The following is a 15,085-nucleotide window of genomic DNA, read 5'->3' on the forward strand; positions in this document are numbered from 1 at the left end:
ATCATGAACAATAAAGTACAACGATGAATAAAAATCAATCCCTGCCCTGGGACCATCCGCGTTTTCGTAGCTGGATTGCCGTTGCCCGCGCCTGCCAGCTCATGCAGCAGTCGCTCGGTCGGGCGCTCGCCCATCTCGATATCAAGCCGCCGCATCTCGACATTCTCGTCAATCTCTTCCGCTTCGAAGGCATCTCGCAACAGGAATTGGCCCGCAAGCTGCTGGTCGGCCGCTCCAACATGAGCATGCTATTGCCGCAAATGGAGAAACGCGGCCTGATCGAACGTCGGGGCGACAAGCACGACAAGCGCGTATTGCGGCTTTATCTGACCGGCGAAGGCCGGCGCGTGACAGAAGAAGCGATGGCCATCCAGACCGACCTCATCGACCGCATGCTCTCGGACGCGCCGCTCAACGAATGCGAAATCATGACGGCGCACATGGAGCGGATCGTCAGCCTGTTGCTGCAGGACGAGCGCGAGCCGCTGGAAACAATCGGCGATCAGTGATTGCTTGACCGGCGGCCCAACGGCACTGTACGGTTCAGCGAGGCGAATTCCCATATTGCCACGACGAGAAGTACGGCCGTGGCGAGGATGCCGAGTTGGTAGACATCGATCTGGGAGAGCGCGAGAACCAGTAGCGCTAGCCCCGCAAGACCGGCAATGTGCGACAGCGGAGGTCGGCCGGTCGTCGCCCCTTTGAACCAGAGATTACCGATCAGGAACACCGCCGGCCCGCCAAGGATCGCCGCTCCCGCATTCATGTCGGCCGGGTCATGGGGATGGGAGAATAAGAACTCATGGCCGACGACGCTCAGAATGATGCCGGCCAGAATTGGAATATGCGCATAGGTAAAAGCCTGTCGCGCCAGGCTGCCGGGTGTCTCATCCCGTTCGATACGCTGGGCGGCGCGTTCATGGCCGAATCGGAAATAGATCCACCACATGGCGACCGTGCCGACGAAGACGGTGACGAATACCGCAACGATCAGCGGCGAAAGCGGCTGTTCGGCAAATGTCTTGCCCGCCTGCAGGATCGCCTCGCCGAGGCAGATGATGATGAAGAGCGCACAGCGCTCGGCGAGATGTGCACCGGAAACATCCCAATCCGCAGCGGTCGACTTGCCAAGGCCAGGCACGGCGAAGCCGAAGGCGGGTGCGGCATATTCGATCGCGAGTGCTGCGAGCCATAGCGCCACCCGCGTCTCGCCTTCCGTTACGGCGCCGGAAACCCAGAAGATGCCAGACAGTATCAGCCAGCAGGTGATACGGACGAAATTCCGATGATTGGCAGGGCTGACGTCCTTGAGGGCATAGACGGTAAACAGCGAGCGGCCAACCTGCATGAACACATAGGCGCCGACGAAGAAAACGGCCTTCTCACCAAAGGCATCCGGAATAGAAGCTGAGAGAACCAGCCCGGCGAACATCAGCACGAAAAGCATGATGCGCACCGGCATACGATCGGGATCGAGCCAGTTCGTCACCCAGACGGTGAATATCCATACCCACCAGACGGCAAAAATCAGCATGCCTGCTTCGAGAGCGCCGAGGGGCGTGAAATGATCGCCGAGCGCATGCGAAAGCTGGGAGATGGAGAAGACGAAGACCAGATCGAAAAACAACTCGACGAAAGAGACCCTGCTTTCGTTTTTGCTGCCTTTGGCGCGCAACCAGCTTCCCGGATCCCCACCTGCCATGCCGGCCCCCTTGCTACTGACAGTGCTAGTGCGGCTTACCCGCCACGTCGCGGCTCAAGCCCTTTTCCTTCAGTTCAGCCTCATAGGCAGCGAAAAGCTCGGAAGCTTTTTCGCCAAGTTCGCGAAGATAGGCCCAGGTAAAAATGCCGCTGTCATGCATATCGTCGAAACCGATGCGGACGGCATAGTTGCCGGTCGGCGTCATGGACATGATGCCGACATTGCGTTTGCCGGGCACGGTGATCTTTTGCCCCGGCCCATGTCCCTGCACCTCGGCCGATGGCGACAGCACGCGCAACATTTCCGCCGACAGATCGAAGCTCGCGCCGTCATTGAAGCTCACCACCAAGTGATGGCGGTCCTTCGACACTCTCAATTCGGTTGGCCAGACGTCGCTCATCGATTTTCCCATGCGTTTCAATGCGTCCAGGAGAAGTAGGCCGCCAGTCGCTCACGCGCAAGTGCATTCGAAAATGCATTTCCCTTGACGCAACAATCGCCTATGCACACATTAACATGACAACGGAGGTTTTCGTGAACAGCATTGTCGGTACGATAGGCAACGGATCGCCGCTGGTGGCGGATGCGTCACCGATGATCGACCCCTTCGGGCGGGCGGTCACCTATCTGCGCGTCTCCGTGACCGACCGCTGCGATTTCCGCTGCACCTATTGCATGGCGGAACACATGACCTTCCTGCCGAAGAAAGACCTGTTGACGCTGGAGGAGCTGAACCGGCTCTGTTCCGCCTTCATTGCCAAAGGCGTCCGTAAGATTCGACTGACCGGCGGCGAGCCGTTGGTGCGCAAGAACATCATGTTTCTGGTGCGCGAGCTCGGCAAGCGCGTTCAAAACGGTGGGCTCGAGGAGCTCACGCTGACCACCAATGGTTCGCAGCTCTCCCGCTATGCCGAGGAACTCTATGATTGCGGCGTGCGTCGCATCAATGTCTCGCTCGACACGCTCGACCCGGACAAATTCCACGCCATCACCCGCTGGGGCGATTTCGCCAAGGTGATGGAAGGGATTGACGCCACCCAGAAGGCCGGCCTGAAGATCAAGCTCAATGCGGTGGCGCTCAAGGACTTCAACGAGGTGGAGATACCCGAGTTGCTGCGTTTCGCCCATGGCCGCGGCATGGACCTGACCGTCATCGAGACGATGCCGATGGGCGAGATCGAGGAGGACCGCACAGACCGGTACTTGCCGCTCTCCAAAGTGCGCGCCGATCTCGAACAGCAATTCACGCTGACCGATATCCCCTACAAGACCGGCGGTCCGGCCCGTTATGTCGAAGTTGCCGAAACCGGCGGCCGTCTCGGCTTCATCACGCCGCTGACCCATAATTTCTGCGAGAGCTGCAATCGTGTCCGCCTGACCTGCACCGGCACACTTTACATGTGCCTCGGCCAGAACGATGCCGCCGACCTGCGCACGGCGCTACGCGCCACCGAAGATGATGCGCTTGTCTATGCCGCCATCGATGAAGCCATCACCCGCAAGCCGAAGGGTCACGATTTCATCATCGACCGCACCCATAACAGGCCGGCTGTTGCCCGCCATATGAGCGTAACGGGCGGCTGAATCCATCCGATACAAAGATGAAGCGCCGGACAGGACATCCGGCGCTTCAATCGTTTATCGTTATCGTCTCAAATATGACTTCAGGCGGCGCGATACCGGTCCATGCCGTTATGGTGGCCTTCATACGCCCCGTCGCCATCGCCGGTGCGGAAACGATCGATCTTGTCGGAGAGCATGTCGACGCGTTGGCGCAGGCCATGGATTTCGGCGTTGTTTTCTTCCACCATCGCCGCATTTCTTTGGGTGATCAGCTCGACCTCGCCGACCGCCCGCGTCACCTCTTCGATGCCCGTCGACTGCTCGGCCGTTGCGGAGGAAATGTCGGCCACAAGCTTCTGGACGCCGGTCACATGCCCGATGATTTCGCAGAGCGCAGCGCCGGTCTGCTCGACCAGATAGACGCCATTCTGCACCTGCGAGGAGCTTGCCGAAATCAGGCCCTTGATCTCCTTCGCCGCGTTGGCGCAGCGCTGCGCCAGTTCCCGCACCTCTTGGGCAACGACGGCGAAACCTCGACCGGCCTCTCCGGCGCGAGCCGCTTCGACACCGGCATTCAGTGCCAGCAGGTTGGTCTGGAACGCGATCTCGTCGATGACGCCGATGATCGTAACAATCTTTTCGGACGAACGATTGATCTCACTCATGGCGCCAACGGCCTTGGCGACGACTTCGCCGGATTGGGTTGCATAGGCCTGGGTCTCGTTGACCGAGACCGCCGTCTGCTTCGCGCGGTCGGCGGTGGAGCGCACGACCTCGCTCAGACGGTGGAGAGCCCGCGAGCTTTCCTCAAGGGCCGCCGCCTGCTGCTCGGTGCGGCGTGCGAGATCGTCGGCAGAAGCGGCGAGATTACCTGTGCCGCCCTTGATCTCCTCGGCCGTGTAACGGACATCCGTCAGCGTCTCGCGTAGGGCTTCGACAGCGTGATTATAGGTGAAGGCCATTTCGACGAAATCAGCGGAAAGGTCCTCGCGCATGCTCTCTTCCAGATTGCCGTCGGCAAGCTTGGCAAGAACATCGGCCAGCGCATTCAGCGCCTGCTTCTGTTCAGCTTCAATGCGGGCGCGATCGGCGGTGCGCCGTGCGTTTTCCTCCGCCGACAAAGCGCGGGCGCTTTCGGCCTCCCGCTCCAGCCGGACATTTTCCAAGGCGGCATCGCGGAAGACGGTAACGGAGCGCACCATATCGCCGATCTCGTCGCCACGATTGCGGCCGTCGATCGCCACTTCCAGGTCGCCGCTGGCAAGCCTCGTCATGATTTCCGTAACCCGCTTCAGCGGTCCACGCAGCGTCTCGACCAGCATCAGACCGCCGACGATGGCCAGCAGCGTGCCGAGGATCATGGCAATGACGGAAACATTGGCGGAGCGCTCGCTGTCTTCCTTGCCGATCTCCTGCGCTTGGGCAACGAAGCTGCGCAGCGACGTCATCGCATCCGCCAGCAGCGTGTTGGAATCGACCCGCGTCTTTTTCCAGTCGGACGCGGTCTGCAGTAGATCCGCCGAACCCTTGGTCACGCTATCGATCAGAGGCTGAGTATGGCTAGCAAAATCGCGCATGGTGGCATTGGTCGGGCCGAGCGCCGAGATCTTCGCTCCGACGTCGTGCAGATCCTTCAAATCGGCGACAACGGCATCCCGCGAGGCGCCGTCCCGCACATTCTCCATCCGGGCGGCATGCAGCGTCAGGTGATCGATCATGACAAGCGCCTGGTCGACATGATCCAACAACTCTTTCTGGCTGTCGATGATCTTGTCGAGGCTGACGAAGCGGTCCGCAGCCGTGTCGCTGTTCTTGGCCGATTGCAGGGTCATATCCCCTTCGATCTTCACGAAGCTCTGCAGGATCGGTCCCATGGCCTCGACCTTCTGGTCGGCCGTGTCGCTGCCCTTTAGGACAGCGTCGAGTTTATTGGCTGCATCGGCCGCGCTGTCGACCAGCGCGGCACCGCGCTTGGAAACCAGGGCTTTCGACGTGGCGACCTGCTTGAGGATCGCATCGGTATAGGTACGGGCATCCGTGATTTCCTCATTGGAATCGGTGGCCATCTGCACCTGGATGCGCAACTTGCTCATCTTGTCCGACAGGCCCTTGAAGGCCGCGGCATCATAAAGCAGTTCCTTGGCAAAGGTTTCCTTGTCGCCAAATTCCTTGCGGATGATGTCGATCTGTTTTCCGGCTGCCTTGCCGCTGGCATCGATGCCCGACACGGCCTTCTGGATCGCATCGACATCGCTGTCCTGCTTTTGCTTGATATTCCAGAGAGCGGTCGTCTGATTGCGCATCTGGTCGGCCAGAGCGCTGACGGCGGAAATCTTGGCGCGCTGATTATTGCTGAGCAGGCCACCCAGGCGCTGCACGCCCGCGGCCTGCGCATCGATCTTGTCAGTCAGTGCCTTACGCGTCTCATCGGATGGCGACGTGGTGAACTCCTGCAGAGCAGCCTGCAAATTCTCGAAATCGCTGATGTTTTCGATCGTCGCCCGAGTCACGGTCATATGGCCGTTGAGGATATTGGCCGTGTGATAGCCGACCAGGCCGATACCGGCGATCAGCACCACCAGCGGTATGACGAAGATAAGAACCTTGGTCACGATACGGCGGCTTTGCAGAAGACGATCAATGAAGAACATGCCACGCCCCAATGAAATTGGTTGGTATCCGGCGTAGGCGGGACAGTCATTCCCTGCTGCGCTGCGGTAGATGCTTCTGCCTCATGCAAAACTGAGCCGAGCGTCCGGAAATTAGATTGAATAAGGATTAATCGCGAACCTAAAAGATTGTACCATCTGCCAAAAATCAGCAATTCTGTCCCATTTTCGCGATTTCGGCATAATGGTTGGCGCGGTCAGCTCACATTTTCATTGCAACGCACCATCGAATTTGATCATCCCCTACACCGTGAACGATTCCCATTTGCGGAAAACCGCAGTAGAGCGAGCTCATATATCTAGGGAATCGCTTTTATGCCGCTGACGAAGAATACGCAGGGCGCGCTATACATGGCCGCAGCAATGGCCGGTTTTTCCTGCAGCGACGCACTTTCCAAATCAGTCATCGTGGTGATGAACGCCGGTGAGATCATGTTTCTCCGCGGGCTTTTTACCAGCGTCTTCGTCTATCTACTCGCATGGCAGATGGGCGCCTTGCGCTCCTGGAAAGTTATTCTGCAGCCGATGATCGCGCTGCGCGTCGTCTGCGAAGCGATCGCGGCCATAACCTACATCACCGCGCTCGGCATGATGCCGATTGCCAACGCCTCCGCCATCCTGCAGGCCCTGCCGCTCGCCGTCACCCTAGGCGCGGCCCTGTTCCTGAAGGAGCCGGTCGGCTGGCGGCGCTGGACGGCGATCACCGTCGGCTTTGTCGGCGTGCTCATCATCATTCGCCCCGGCCCCGATGGCTTCACGACGGCTGCCCTGCTCGTTGTCGCCAGCATGTTCGCCACCGCCGCCCGCGATCTGGCGACGCGTTGCGTCAGCAAGGATGTGCCGTCGCTGATGGTGACGGTCATAACCGCGATTTCGATCTCCATCTTCGGCGCTTTGTCGATCACCCCGCTCGGCGGCTGGCAGCCAATCAGCTTCACGCCGTTCTCGCACATCCTGCTCGCGTCGATCCTGGTGCTCGTCGGCTATCAATCGGTGATCCAGGCGATGCGCACGGCCGAGATCTCCTTCGTCGCACCGTTCCGTTATCTAAGCCTCATTTGGTCCGCATTGCTCGGCTTGCTGTTCTTCGGCGAGACGCCGGATGCCTGGACCATGATCGGCTCCGCCATTGTCATCGCCTCGGGTCTCTATACATTCTATCGGGAGAGCAAACGGCAAGCGGCCGAGCGTGTCGCCCAGGAATCCGAGCCGCGTGTGCCCGCCTGAGGTCGCCAGCATGCCCGGCTTCATCACAAATCCCGCCGATATCCCGCCCTATCTGCTCGCCGGCGGCCGCTCCAGCCGCATGGGCGCGAATAAGGCGCTTGTCCTTCTCGGCGGCGAAAGCCTTCTGGCGCGCATAGCGACTCGCATTGGACAGCAGCAGAGAAAATCGATCGTGCTCAATGCTGATGCCGATTGGTCGGATACGGTAGGGCTGCCGCTTCTTCCCGATACCCTCCCCGGCAAGCTCGGCCCGCTTGCCGGCGTGCTCACCGCCATGCGTGATGCGGCGAAAAAGCACCCGCAGGCTTCGCATATCGCCACCGTGCCGATCGACAGCCCATTCTTTCCGAGCGATCTCGTCGCGCGGCTGGCCAAAACGATTGAAGGCCGAGACGAAATCGCGATAGCTGCGTCGTCGGGCCGCGATCATCCCGTGTTCGGCCTATGGCCCGTCTCGATTGCCGACGATCTCGAAACCTGGATTCTTGGTGATGATAAGCGGCGCGTCAGGGATTTTCTCGCCCGCCATATTGTCCGAAAGGTCGACTTTGCTATGATCCAAACGCCGATCGGTCCCCTCGATCCATTCTTCAACGTCAACACGCCCGATGACCTGATCGCCGCAGAAACATGGCTCGCGGCATTGGAGCAGACACCATGACAACGATGCGACCCAAAATCTTCGGCATCGCCGGCTGGAAGAACTCCGGCAAGACCGGCCTTGCGGTGCGGCTTGTCACCGAGTTCACCCGCCGCGGCTACAAGATTTCGACGATCAAACATGCTCACCACGACTTCGACATCGACAAGGTCGGCGCCGACAGCTTTCGTCATCGCGAAGCCGGAGCGCATGAAGTCACCATCGTCTCCGGCACGCGCTACGCCATCATGCACGAACTGCGCGGCGAGCCGGAACCAAGCTTCGAGGAAATCCTGGCGCGGCTCGCCCCTTGCGACCTCGTCCTGATCGAAGGCTACAAGCGCGAGCCGATCCCCAAGATCGAAGCCCGTCGCCTGGAGGCCGCCAACCGAGCGCCCTTGGCGCCGCAGGATCCGCATATCGTCGCCATAGCCGCTGATCATCCAGTGGAAGACACTGGCGCGCTGACCGTTTTCGATCTCGACGATACGCTTGCGATCGCCGATTTCATCGCCGCGACGGTTGGCCTCAGCGAACCGGCAAAATGAAAAGGCCGCCGGACAAAGATCCGACGGCCTCACGCGTTTGAGACAGGAAAAGCTTACTGAGTTGAAGCGACCGGACGTACCAGCGCCGTAACACGGCGGATGGTAACGCGACGGTTTTCCTGCTCGGGCCCCTGCGTATTCACCTTGAGATATTGCTCGCCGTAACCCTGGGTCACCAGGTTTTCCGGCGGAATGCCGTAGACATCGCTGAGGACGTTGGCGACGGATTCGGCACGCTGGTCGGAAAGAACCAGGTTGCTTTGCGCAGTGCCGACGGCATCCGTATGACCTTCGATCAGGAAGGTCTCGGTTGGGTCCTTCTTGACGATCTTGCCCATGGCGTCGGCAACGCCGCGCAGCGAACTTGCCTGCGACATCGGGATTTCCGCACTACCCGTCGCAAAGGTGATCGTATCGAGGTCGATACGGCGCACCTTGTCGCGGATGCGGGCGGAATAACGCACTTCGTTCAGCGAATAGACCCGCTCGACCGGCTCGACCGGCGGTTCGCGCAAGAAGCCGTAATAGTCCGCCTGGCGGTCCGTGCCAGTATCGATGATGTACTGGTTCACCGGAATGCGCAGGCGCATCGGCGGCAATTCGTCACCGGGATCGCGGAAGTAGTCGTCCTGGTCCGGCTGATCCTCCAGTTCCGGCGAATAGAACAGCACATATTCGCGGCCGCGCGCGTCGATGCGCGAGCGCTGAATGACGTCGCCATAGCGATTGCGCACCGTGATAATGCGATCGCCATCCGGCCGGTCGATCGTTTCGCGATAACGGTCGCGCGGAAGCTGCTCATAGGTCGGACGTTCGCCGTCGCGAACGAAGCGCTCGCTGTCATCGTGACGGACCACAAAGTTGTTGTCGATATTCAGGATGACGCGATTGTCCTGAGTGCCATTCGGCTGAACGGCGACACCTTCCGGCGCCGCGAAATCCGGCCGGCGATCAAGCCGTCGGCCCTGCTCGCTGGTAATGGCTTCGATCCTCACAGGCTGTTGCTGCTGTCCGCCGAGCGCGCGTTGCGCTTCGGCATCGGAGGTCGGTGGCTTGGCATAGGCCGGCTGCGGTTGCACCGGGGCGTTCTGCCCTTGTTGCGTCTGAGGCTGGGCCTGACCTTGAACCGGCGCCTGACCCGCCTGACCGCCGGCGGCTTGGCCACCCTGACGAAGGCCGCGCCGTGCCGTGTCCTTATCGCTATCCAGCACGGCAGCGCCGTTCTGCACCGGCAGAATGACGGTTTCGTTGGTGGCCGCAGGATTTTCCGCGATCTTCTTTCGGCGCTCGAGTTCCTGAGGCGAGACCGGTGCGGCGGCGGGAGCTGCTGTCTGGGCGCCCTGCTGTACGGCACCATTGGCCGGTGCCTGCGCGGCGTTACCCTGGGCGGGAGCACCGGTTTCGACGTTCGGCTGCGCTTGTTTGCCAGTCTGCGGAGCGGCCTGATTCTGCGGCTGAGCCTGCAGTCCCTGGCTTTTCTGAACCGGCTGCTGTTCGGGAGCGGCAGCAGGCTGCTGTCCGGTCTGCTGCTCATTCAGCGGCAGCTTGTGGCCCGGCTTCTGTCCCTGCTGCGTGCCGGGCTCGACCTGCGTTCCCGGCTGAGCCTGGGTATTCGGCTGGGCCTGCGCTGCGGAAGGAGCTTGTTTCAGGGCTGGCGCTGCCTGCTGCTCAGTGGAAGGAGCCTGCTTCGGGGCTGGCGTTGCCTGCTGTTCGGCCGGTTGCTGTGCCGGCGCTGCCGATTGATCTTGCTTCTTCTGATGCTTCTTTGGCTCGGGCTGGCCTTGTGTCTCCGGCTGAGCCTGTTGGCTCTGAGACTGTTGCGTGGCCGGGGCCGGTTGCTGTGCGGGCGCGGCCTGCTTTTCCGCTGGTTGCTGAGCAGGCACCGCCGGCTTTTCTGCCGGCTGCTGAGCGGGTGCCGCCTGCTTTTCCGCCGGCTGCTGTGCCGGTTCAGCCGCCTGCCCCTGCGACTTCTGATGCTTCTTCAGTTCGGGCTGGGCTTGCGGTTGCGCTTCAGGGGCAGCCTGTTGCTGAGCGGCCTTCGTCTGCGGCGTTGCCTCCGGCTGCACCGCTGGCTGTTGCTCCGCATTCTGCTTAGGCTTCTTTTGCTCCGGCTGAGCCTGCTGGGTTTCCGGTGCGGCCGCCTTGGGCTGCTGCGTTTCCTGTTGCTGCTGCTTGCCCGGCTTCGCCTGTTCAGGCTGAGCTTCGGGCTGCGCTTCTTTCATCTTGTGTTGCGGCTCTGCCCCGCCCTGCTGTGCCGGCTTCTGGCCTTGCGGTTCTCCCTGCTCGGCAGCACCTGGCTTCTTGTGCTTGCGCAGTTCTTCCTCGGATTGTCCGTCCGGAGCCGGCTGCTCCTGGGCAACTTCGAAACTTGCATTGCCGTCGATGGCCGCCGATTTGGCGGCATCATTGCTCAACGGTGCGATGGGCTGTTCGCGCAGCGCTGTGGCGGCGGCGGGCTCAAATGCCAGTGTTAAGGACAGCAGCGGAAATGCTGCACTGGCAAATAGTCTGGATCGCTTTCCCATAGTTGGGGTCTCCTTTTATTATCATTATCCGCCGAGGTGCGGATCCCAGCCCATGGAGCTGATGCCCGATGATCCCGGCCAATTTTCGGTGCCCATAGGGCTGAATCGCGGCAGGCAGTGATATGTTCCGAACAATTAGGCACGCAAAATTAACCCCGCCTGAACGCGCCGGAAGGCTTCCGTTCAGCTTTGCGGGATCACGCAAGCGCTTTGGAGATCGTGTGTGCGACGCAATGCGGCTTTGTAATTCCAGTTGCAATTTGTGAAAAAAAAGTACGAATATCCGCAGCAGGCGGGCCACGCACCCGCTCCATTCTGGCCGGTCGCCAATGAAGAAAAATAGCCGCCGGTCGTCAACAGAGAGGATCAAAATGCGCATCTCCACTCGTCTTTTCGCCGCTGCGTCGCTTGCCGCGATGTCGCTTTTCGCCGGGGCAGCACTCGCTGACGGCGATTCGATCGTTATCGGCACCGATGCCACCTATCCGCCGTTCGAATCCCTCGACTCAGCCGGCAAATTCGTCGGCTTCGACATCGATATAGCCAATGCGCTTTGCGATCAGATGAAGGTCAAATGTACCTTCGTGAACCAGGATTTCGACGGCATCATCCCGGCCCTGCAGGCCAAGAAGTTCGACGCCATCGTATCGTCCATGTCGATCACGCCGGAGCGTGAAAAGACGATCGACTTCACCAACAAATACTACAACACCCCACCGGCGATCGCCGTGCCGAAGGATTCGACCGTGACCGCCGCAACCGATGAGGCCCTGAAGGGCAAGACCATCGGCGCGCAGTCCTCGACCACGCACGCAAACTACGCCACCGCACATCTGAAGGATGCCGAGCTGAAGCTCTATCCGTCGCCGGACGAATACAAGCTCGACCTCGCCAACGGCCGTATCGACGCTGTCATCGACGACGTCGTGGTTCTTTCCGAATGGGTTAAGTCCGACTCCGGCAATTGCTGCAAGATGCTCGGCACGCTGAAGACCGATCCGCAAATCAACGGCGTTGGCGCCGGCATCGGCCTCCGCAAGGGCGACACCGCGCTGAAGGACAAGCTCAACGCTGCGATCGCTGCGATCCGCGCTGACGGCACCTACAAGAAGATCCAGGACAAGTATTTCGACTTCGACGTCTACGGCGAGTGATCGCCGTCGATTCCTTGGGAAAAGACGACGGCGGAAGCTTGCTCTTCCGCCGTTTTTGTTTGACAACTAATAGAATTATAAGAGAGACGCGGCAAAAGCTGCGAGGGGAAATACGGTATGGGCGGATTGTTTTCCGCGTTTGGTTCCTTGTGGACCTGGATGAGTGACGCCTTCGATCCACTGTGCGGCCCCGTGGGGCTATTCACCCTGTTCGGCCAGAACACTGTTATCGCCTGCGGAGACACCGGCTGGGGCGACGAGATCGCGGGCGGCCTCAAAATCACGATAACGGTGGCCGTCCTGACATTGCCGCTCGGCTTGATCGTCGGCTTCCTGGTGGCGCTCGCGCAGCAATCCGAAGAAAAGTCCCTGCGGCTCGCTGCCGGCGTATTCACCACCATCTTCCGCGGCCTGCCGGAGCTTCTGACGCTCTTCATCATCTATTACGGCATCCAGATTCTGCTGCAAACGGCACTCGCCTACGTCGGCTACACCGGGCAGGTCGAAATCAATGCCTTCGTCGCCGGCATGGTCGCGCTTTCGATCGTCTTTTCCGCCTATTGTTCGGAAGTTCTGCTGTCAGCCTTTAGAGCGATTCCCAAGGGACAGTATGAAGCGGGCGATGCTCTCGGCTTTCACCGCGCCCGCACGATGCGTCTTATCATCCTGCCGCAATTGATCCGCATCTCGCTTCCCAATCTTGGAAACCTCTGGATGAACCTGCTGAAGGACACATCCTACGTTTCCGTCATCGGACTCGCTGACATCATCCGCCAGACGGGCCTTGCCGTACGCGCGACCAAGGAACCGTTCTTCTTCTACCTGGTTGCCTGCGGCCTTTATCTGGTGCTCGCCATCATCTCTTCGGCCGGGTTGCTTTATCTCGATCGCTGGGCCAAACGCGCGGAGTTTCGCCGATGAGCTATGCTGAAGTCTTGATCCCGGCGCGCCCGGCGCCACCGGAGACGATGAAGCGCCTCTCCAAGGCCCGCCTCGCCGGTTATTTCTTCCTGGCGCTCTGGGCACTGCTCGGCATCGCGCTCATCACGATGATGATCACCAATTGGGACAACGCGAAATTCTTCAAGTTCGGTCCGCGCTTTCTTCACGGCCTCTGGATTACAGTGAAGCTCGTCGGCCTTTCCTTCATCCTCGGTGCGATCCTCTCCATTCCGCTCGCCTTCGCGAGAATGTCGAAGAACAGGATTCTCAAAGGCCTGACCTATTGCTATGTCTATCTCTTCCGCGGCACGCCGCTGCTGGCGCAGATCTTCATGGTCTATTACGGCTTTCCGCAGGCGCGCGGCTTCATTGACAGCATCGGTCTCTGGTGGTTCTTCCGCGATCCCTTCAATTGCGGTCTGTTTGCCATGACGCTGAACACGGCGGCCTATCAGACCGAAATTGTCCGTGGCGCCATCCAGAGCGTCCATCACGGCCAAAGCGAGGCTGCGGCGTCGCTCGGCCTTCACAAGCTCGTCACCTTCTACAAGATCATCTTGCCGCAGGCGTTGATCGTGGCGTTGCGCCCTTACGGCAACGAGATCATCCTCCTGATCAAGAGCTCCGCGACCGTCTCGATCATCACCGTCTACGATCTGATGGGCGAGACACGCTATGCCTTCTCACAAACCTACGACTACCAGACCTATCTCTGGGCGGCGATCTTCTATCTTTCCATCGTCGAGCTGATGCGCAACGGTTGGGCGCACATAGAAGCCTATCTGACGCGCCATCTAAGACGTTGATCCTCACCCGGACGGCGTCACCCTTTCGCCGTCTGCGCTTGGCAGCACTCACCTGATAAGGCTGCTATCATATTGATCTTCGTGACAAAATTTCTTTTTTGCAACACTTTTGTAAAGCTTGGGTTTACCATGAGGTGTTTCCATTTTCCTGTGACCTCCGAGTCACGAAGAACAGTGGGAACAGAAAGAGAGACCTCATGCACAACGACATGCAAAAGCAGTTGCAAGGCTATGGGCTGACCACGGCGCAGATCCTCTATCGCCTGCCCGATCATCCGCAATTTCTACAGACCTACATCTGGCAGGACTATGATCTCGCTCCGAATTTCCCGGAAATGCGCGGCTTCCTGAAATTCTGGCAGGAGAAGCTCGACGGGCCGTTACATTCGGTGCGCTACGTTCACCGCCGGCTGATCTCGGCGACCGAGTGGCGGGCGGTGAAGGGAGAGTTCATCCTGCATTAGTCTGGGCTTTGCCAACGATCAGACATGTGCTTCGCCATGGGTGAAATCGCCGTCATCCGGCCCGCGGCGTAATGTGCCATAGAGAATGACGGCGTAGAACACAGCGACGATTGCGATCACCGGCCAACCGGGGATCGGTCCAAGCGCGGCGTTGTCGGCAATATAGCTCCACGAATGCACAAAATCTTGCGGCACACCTTCCGCCTGTAGCTTGGGCGTCGAAATCTTCAATACCCACGCCAACAGCAGAATCGCATACATCCAGCAATAATTCCGCCGCAGGCGCCGCTGCATTGCTTCGAAATAGCTGAGCAGAAACCGTGGTGCACGCAGGCTTTTGGCAATCGACAGTGCCCAATCGGGATTGAGCTCGGCTTCGGGCGCCAGGATCTGCGCAAAATAGCTCCGCTCCAGTTGCCGTATCCGCGCCCGGTAGACATCGAAGAAGCGATAGCGCCGCGCCTCGATCATCAGCAGCAATGTGATCAGCATGATGCCGAACAACAGCACGCCATGATGCGACGTCGGCGATGAGAGCGATACGGAAAGCAAAGCCGCGACGACGGTAATTGCCCAATTCGAGGTCCGGTCGATGCGGTCGCGCCAACTCGTCATCCGCCCAAGCTCGCCACGGTAATAATGGGTCAACGTGTTGGTGATCTCTCCCGTCGTCGTCGGCATGGGCGGCGATTTCCGATCCGTGGCACTGTCCATGAGATGGGGCGTGGTGAGCTCGGTGGCCATGGTTTTTTCCTCCTTTTTTCTTCTTTCGCGCAACGGCCTTATGGCCCGACCCTGCTGCGAACGAATATTTTGCTCCTTCAACGCGGCCATTGCAAAAGCCT

At 59.8% G+C, this 15,085-nt stretch carries 14 protein-coding genes; 9 read left to right on the top strand and 5 right to left on the bottom strand.

Features of this window, described 5'->3' with window-relative positions; translation table 11 throughout:
• Nucleotides 1-23: 23 nt before the first annotated feature.
• Nucleotides 24-509 carry a MarR family winged helix-turn-helix transcriptional regulator gene (locus C9E91_RS10710; RefSeq protein WP_107108269.1) on the top strand — a complete coding sequence of 162 codons (486 nt, stop codon included), beginning with the start codon at nt 24-26 and terminating at the stop codon, nt 507-509.
• On the opposite strand, the gene C9E91_RS10715 is transcribed toward C9E91_RS10710, so the two are convergent.
• A complete protein-coding gene (locus C9E91_RS10715; RefSeq protein WP_107108270.1) occupies nt 503-1,702 on the bottom strand; it encodes a low temperature requirement protein A in 1,200 nt (399 codons plus the stop codon). The genes C9E91_RS10710 and C9E91_RS10715 overlap by 7 nt on opposite strands.
• A gap of 25 nt (nt 1,703-1,727) precedes the next feature.
• Nucleotides 1,728-2,102, bottom strand: a complete 375-nt coding sequence (locus C9E91_RS10720; protein WP_107108271.1) for a gamma-butyrobetaine hydroxylase family protein — start codon at nt 2,100-2,102, stop codon at nt 1,728-1,730.
• A gap of 134 nt (nt 2,103-2,236) precedes the next feature.
• On the opposite strand from C9E91_RS10720, the gene moaA reads away from it, so the two are divergent.
• Nucleotides 2,237-3,286 (top strand): GTP 3',8-cyclase MoaA, encoded by a 1,050-nt coding sequence (moaA, locus tag C9E91_RS10725; protein ID WP_107108537.1) that lies wholly within the window; start codon nt 2,237-2,239, stop codon nt 3,284-3,286.
• Nucleotides 3,287-3,366: 80 nt separating this feature from the next.
• Here the strand turns inward: moaA and C9E91_RS10730 are convergent, their stop codons facing one another.
• Entirely contained in the window at nt 3,367-5,916 is a 2,550-nt protein-coding gene (locus C9E91_RS10730) for a methyl-accepting chemotaxis protein (protein WP_107108272.1), read from the bottom strand.
• 333 nt (nt 5,917-6,249) lie between these two features.
• Here C9E91_RS10730 and C9E91_RS10735 point away from each other — a divergent pair, with 333 nt between their 5' ends.
• From C9E91_RS10735 to mobB, 3 genes are read left to right on the top strand one after another with little or no spacing between them, the layout of a single operon-like run.
• Complete coding sequence (locus tag C9E91_RS10735) at nt 6,250-7,161, top strand: DMT family transporter (RefSeq protein WP_107108273.1); 912 nt, start codon at nt 6,250-6,252, stop codon at nt 7,159-7,161.
• Between the two features lie 10 nt (nt 7,162-7,171).
• Nucleotides 7,172-7,822: a molybdenum cofactor guanylyltransferase MobA gene (gene mobA / locus C9E91_RS10740; RefSeq protein ID WP_107108538.1), complete on the top strand. Its 651-nt coding sequence runs from the start codon at nt 7,172-7,174 to the stop codon at nt 7,820-7,822.
• Nucleotides 7,819-8,349, top strand: coding sequence for a molybdopterin-guanine dinucleotide biosynthesis protein B (gene mobB, locus C9E91_RS10745; protein ID WP_107108274.1), 531 nt, complete (start codon nt 7,819-7,821; stop codon nt 8,347-8,349). Before mobA ends, mobB begins: the two co-directional genes overlap by 4 nt.
• A 53-nt stretch (nt 8,350-8,402) precedes the next feature.
• Here mobB and C9E91_RS10750 read toward each other — a convergent pair whose 3' ends face one another.
• Nucleotides 8,403-10,874 carry an OmpA family protein gene (locus C9E91_RS10750; protein ID WP_107108275.1) on the bottom strand — a complete coding sequence of 824 codons (2,472 nt, stop codon included), beginning with the start codon at nt 10,872-10,874 and terminating at the stop codon, nt 8,403-8,405.
• Nucleotides 10,875-11,245: 371 nt separating this feature from the next.
• On the opposite strand from C9E91_RS10750, the gene C9E91_RS10755 reads away from it, so the two are divergent.
• The 4 genes from C9E91_RS10755 to C9E91_RS10770 all read left to right on the top strand — a co-directional run bounded on the left by C9E91_RS10755 (nt 11,246) and on the right by C9E91_RS10770 (nt 14,240).
• Entirely contained in the window at nt 11,246-12,028 is a 783-nt protein-coding gene (locus C9E91_RS10755; protein ID WP_107108276.1) for an ABC transporter substrate-binding protein, read from the top strand.
• A 117-nt stretch (nt 12,029-12,145) separates the two neighbouring features.
• Complete coding sequence (locus tag C9E91_RS10760; protein ID WP_107108277.1) at nt 12,146-12,949, top strand: ABC transporter permease; 804 nt, start codon at nt 12,146-12,148, stop codon at nt 12,947-12,949.
• Nucleotides 12,946-13,776, top strand: a complete 831-nt coding sequence (locus C9E91_RS10765) for an ABC transporter permease (protein ID WP_107108278.1) — start codon at nt 12,946-12,948, stop codon at nt 13,774-13,776. Before C9E91_RS10760 ends, C9E91_RS10765 begins: the two co-directional genes overlap by 4 nt.
• Nucleotides 13,777-13,973: 197 nt before the next feature.
• On the top strand, nt 13,974-14,240 hold the full coding sequence (locus C9E91_RS10770; protein WP_104823311.1) for an usg protein: 267 nt from the start codon (nt 13,974-13,976) through the stop codon (nt 14,238-14,240).
• 18 nt (nt 14,241-14,258) lie between these two features.
• Here C9E91_RS10770 and C9E91_RS10775 read toward each other — a convergent pair whose 3' ends face one another.
• Complete coding sequence (locus C9E91_RS10775; protein ID WP_245407477.1) at nt 14,259-14,954, bottom strand: DUF2270 domain-containing protein; 696 nt, start codon at nt 14,952-14,954, stop codon at nt 14,259-14,261.
• Between the last annotated feature and the right edge of the window lie 131 nt (nt 14,955-15,085).

It is taken from the genome of Rhizobium sp. SEMIA4064 (assembly GCF_003025035.1).
Taxonomy (GTDB): domain Bacteria; phylum Pseudomonadota; class Alphaproteobacteria; order Rhizobiales; family Rhizobiaceae; genus Rhizobium; species Rhizobium paranaense.

Coding starts and splice junctions, on each gene's coding strand:
- C9E91_RS10770 (WP_104823311.1), top strand. CDS start 13,974: ATGCACAACGACATGCAAAAGCAGTTGCAAGGCTATGGGCTGACCACG.
- C9E91_RS10735 (WP_107108273.1), top strand. CDS start 6,250: ATGCCGCTGACGAAGAATACGCAGGGCGCGCTATACATGGCCGCAGCA.
- C9E91_RS10765 (WP_107108278.1), top strand. CDS start 12,946: ATGAGCTATGCTGAAGTCTTGATCCCGGCGCGCCCGGCGCCACCGGAG.
- C9E91_RS10755 (WP_107108276.1), top strand. CDS start 11,246: ATGCGCATCTCCACTCGTCTTTTCGCCGCTGCGTCGCTTGCCGCGATG.
- C9E91_RS10715 (WP_107108270.1), bottom strand. CDS start 1,702: ATGGCAGGTGGGGATCCGGGAAGCTGGTTGCGCGCCAAAGGCAGCAAA.
- C9E91_RS10720 (WP_107108271.1), bottom strand. CDS start 2,102: ATGAGCGACGTCTGGCCAACCGAATTGAGAGTGTCGAAGGACCGCCAT.
- C9E91_RS10760 (WP_107108277.1), top strand. CDS start 12,146: ATGGGCGGATTGTTTTCCGCGTTTGGTTCCTTGTGGACCTGGATGAGT.
- C9E91_RS10710 (WP_107108269.1), top strand. CDS start 24: ATGAATAAAAATCAATCCCTGCCCTGGGACCATCCGCGTTTTCGTAGC.
- C9E91_RS10750 (WP_107108275.1), bottom strand. CDS start 10,874: ATGGGAAAGCGATCCAGACTATTTGCCAGTGCAGCATTTCCGCTGCTG.
- C9E91_RS10730 (WP_107108272.1), bottom strand. CDS start 5,916: ATGTTCTTCATTGATCGTCTTCTGCAAAGCCGCCGTATCGTGACCAAG.
- C9E91_RS10775 (WP_245407477.1), bottom strand. CDS start 14,954: ATGGACAGTGCCACGGATCGGAAATCGCCGCCCATGCCGACGACGACG.
- mobB (WP_107108274.1), top strand. CDS start 7,819: ATGACAACGATGCGACCCAAAATCTTCGGCATCGCCGGCTGGAAGAAC.
- mobA (WP_107108538.1), top strand. CDS start 7,172: ATGCCCGGCTTCATCACAAATCCCGCCGATATCCCGCCCTATCTGCTC.